Origin of the sequence: Dysgonomonas sp. Shenzhen-Wh21 (assembly GCF_043392705.1) — a bacterium.
GTDB lineage: Bacteria > Bacteroidota > Bacteroidia > Bacteroidales > Dysgonomonadaceae > Dysgonomonas.
The window spans coordinates 1-3282 of the sequence record NZ_JAIXHZ010000040.1 but is presented as its reverse complement, the minus strand read 5'-3'; the positions used below and the strand labels follow the sequence as shown (position 1 = coordinate 3282).

The following is a 3282-nucleotide window of genomic DNA, read 5'->3' as shown; positions in this document are numbered from 1 at the left end:
GATAGCCGAAGCAAGAAGAAAAATAGGACAAATTTCAGAAAATGATTTATTGCAACTGAAAGTCTCATTACTAAAAGCGGAGTCATACCTCACAGACGCACAAGCCTCTTTAAGTTCAAGAATGTTTCAGTTGCAATAAATCATTTTCTGAAATTTGTCCTATTTTTCTTCTTGCTTCGGCTATCGTATAGAGCTTCTCTGTGTTTTTTAGATTTTGCTGTGCTATTTCCATATTTATTTGTCCCAATAGCAAATTGAAATAGTATTGGATTGCGGTATTAGATACATCTTCCATATCGGCGACCAATTGCTGTTTTGCTCCCTGATACTTTACCGGCTCTATTTTTTGTAACCATTTCACACGGTTGAATCCAAAAATAGGTTGTTGAAGTGTTATCGATCCGGGAATTGCCATATACCTTGTAGAACCGTTGCCTCCGTATTGCTCTAATCTTTGAAAACTGCTTTCTACGGAGAGTGTAGCCCCTGTTAATGGGATATTTTGGGATATGGATATTCCTGCGTCTATTTTACTATAGTCGTTGCTAACAAATGTGTATGTTCCGTCCGAATTCTGAAATGGATTGTATGATTTAGAATAGTAGGGCAGGGTAGTATTTAATGTTACTTCGGGCAACAGTTCGGCTTTATATGTTCTATATCCCCAATAACTTGATTTAAACTGGTTGCGGGCTACAACAGCATCTACCGAGATAGAGACACTTCGTTGAATAGCTTCAGGAAGATTTACTGTAATCGTATCCTGTGCTCGCAAACCTGTAAATAAAGCCAGCAATAGTATAGAAGAAAAAATCTTTTTCATACTCTTTGTTTTGTTTCTGTTTTATTCGTCTCGCAGAGCTTCTGCCGGTTGTATTCTGGATGCCCTCCACGATGGATAAAGTACTGCCGATATTGATATTGTGATCAGTATAAATGCAGTAAATAAATAGTTAATAACGTATTGGCTTATCTGTATTGGCTCTTCTCCTCTATCTATGGACGGTACGCCAATATCTCTTAGTATATCCGCCAAAGCGATGTTTATGCATATCGGCGTGGCTATAAGACTGGCTAATAGCAATAAGAAGAGAGTTTCGAGAATGAATAAAGCTTTTATATTCATTCGGGTTGATCCTACAGCTACTCTCAATCCAATTTCATTACGTCGGGTCTGTATACGAAACCAGAATGTGCCTACCACAGCAAGAAAGATATTTATGAAATGGAACAAATACGATAATAACTTCAAGAGTATCTTTTCTATATCATCATTCCTTTTCATAAATATCTTTCTAAGATCACTGATAGATGTCACAGACGATAAAAAATAAGGATCCATCGCAATTTGTTCTTGCATATCTTTTGTAAATCGTTCAATGAAATTTTTATCGGCTTCGGCTTTTACCCGTACACAAATTTCGATTCCATCAAAATAGACTGTTTCCCTATCATTTGTGGATAATAATGTGTAAACTATCGGATTGTGTTCGTCAAACTCACTCCTCTTGGAAGATGCTGCAACTCCTATTACTTGTTTGTTTTCGTTATCTCCGGTTACGAGTGATTTTATTTGTTTGGTATCGTGCTTCAAAAATTGATTATCTTTATTCCCACTGATAACTATATTATCCGTGTTATTCCAGTTCTCTACTTGTCCTTGTTGCAAGTTGATTTTAAAAACATTGAAATAGTCAGGACTAACCGATTTGAACTGAATGTAATCAACCATCGTATCCAAAGAGGCTTTATTGCTCATAAATGAACCCGAATAGGGAACAGCAGCCGAAGAGAGACTTATGTATTCTATATCAGGATATTTCTTTATGCGATCTACGATAGTCCATACGATGTTGACTAATGAATCTTTTTGAGCATCCGTTCCATTGTTTATAAGTACATGACCTTCTTCTTTTATACCCATATTGATGTTGTAAACGTGTTCTACATTATAGCCTGTCGGCTCTAAGTAACGTTTTGTGAAAAAATAGATGTAATCTACACAAAACCAAAGGATACAAAAGACCAATACGAGCTCGAACAATATCCAAATGTTGATTTTTCGCTCACTCCATATTATTTTAAAAATTTGCTTTATCATATTGTTACATGTTTTTTTTGTTCAAAGAATCAACTATGGCTGCTTTTGACGCTCTGTATGCCGGTATTCCTGCCGAAAGAAGGTTGAGCACAAAGCATGCTAAGAATACACCTACTAATACAGGGTATGATATTAAAGCATGAATTGGTATAGCACTCTCTGCCCCTACATCGAGTAGCCAGCTTTTGAGCCACATTACAATGAAGTATGACAATATCAATCCTATAATACCTCCTATGAAAGTTGTAATTAGATTTTCGAACAAAATCTGAATCAGTATTATATATTTTTTCGCTCCGAAAGCTTTTCTTACTCCTATTTCTTCGATTCGTCTTTTTATTTGAGACATGCTAAAGCTGGATAGGTTAACTGCCGGAATGAGAAGTAAAACGGTAAAAATGAATATCATTTTTCTATTCGCTGTTTTTTCATCCGGTTTCATATCCCTGGTTTCTTGCATTAATAATTGTCTCTGATTGTAAGGCCCATGAAACGTTATATTGTTTTCGGGGTCGCCACTATCAAATTTTCGTTGAGCTTTCTGTATTTCCTCCGTTAATGCTGTTGCGTCTTTTTTATCCTTCAATAGGTATAGGATGTGATAGCTCCTGTTAGTGTACCCATTCTTCGAGGTATATGGTATATACGCTTCTCCGTATCCGTATGTAAAGGTCTGGGGCACGTCTTTTATAATACCGATCACTTTGTATAGCTTAAAGTCTATTTCTATATTTTTGCCCAAAGCTTCATTGTTCCCAAACACTTTTTTTGCAAGATTTTGGGATATCACAGCATTGCGTATGCCCGATTTGAAGTCTTCTTCTGTAAATGGTTTTCCATCCAGAAAAGTAAAGGATAGTACTTTCCAGTAACTAGCGTCTACCATTTTGATCTCCGATAAGAAACGTTCTTTCGCATTCTCCTTTTTTACCATAAACTGATTGCCATTCCATGCTTTGTCAACAGCAGTAGTATATTCGGGCGTTTTAAATTCCGAGAGGTAATTTTTATACAATTCGTAGCTGATTGTACTTTGCCATATCCTGCTTTTAGTTTGATCTTTACTCTTTTTGGTATAGCGTTTCACATAGAAGGTCTTGCTTCTGTTTACTTCAGGTGCTATATCTACATGCTTAATGGAGTCGGTCACTATGATGACCATAACCATCATTATAGCCAAT

General features: G+C 36.3%; 4 protein-coding genes. 1 reads left to right on the top strand and 3 read right to left on the bottom strand.

Features of this window, described 5'->3' with window-relative positions; genetic code table 11:
• Window positions 1–49 precede the first annotated feature (49 nt).
• On the top strand, window positions 50–139 hold the full coding sequence (locus tag LDB17_RS02080; RefSeq protein WP_393924864.1) for a hypothetical protein: 90 nt from the start codon (window positions 50–52) through the stop codon (window positions 137–139).
• On the opposite strand, the gene LDB17_RS02075 is transcribed toward LDB17_RS02080, so the two are convergent.
• The 3 genes from LDB17_RS02075 to LDB17_RS02065 form a co-directional block, all read right to left on the bottom strand.
• Window positions 116–823: a TolC family protein gene (locus LDB17_RS02075; RefSeq protein ID WP_393924863.1), complete on the bottom strand. Its 708-nt coding sequence runs from the start codon at window positions 821–823 to the stop codon at window positions 116–118. The two genes, LDB17_RS02080 and LDB17_RS02075, sit on opposite strands and share 24 nt — an antisense overlap.
• A 21-nt stretch (window positions 824–844) precedes the next feature.
• A complete protein-coding gene (locus LDB17_RS02070; RefSeq protein ID WP_393924862.1) occupies window positions 845–2101 on the bottom strand; it encodes an FtsX-like permease family protein in 1257 nt (418 codons plus the stop codon).
• A 4-nt stretch (window positions 2102–2105) separates the two neighbouring features.
• A partial coding sequence (locus LDB17_RS02065) for an ABC transporter permease (RefSeq protein ID WP_393924861.1) occupies window positions 2106–3282 on the bottom strand: 1177 nt, incomplete at its 5' end.

What these genes read in the sequence shown, in the direction of transcription:
- LDB17_RS02075 (WP_393924863.1), bottom strand. Translation starts at nt 823, where the DNA reads ATGAAAAAGATTTTTTCTTCTATACTATTGCTGGCTTTATTTACAGGT.
- LDB17_RS02070 (WP_393924862.1), bottom strand. Translation starts at nt 2,101, where the DNA reads ATGATAAAGCAAATTTTTAAAATAATATGGAGTGAGCGAAAAATCAAC.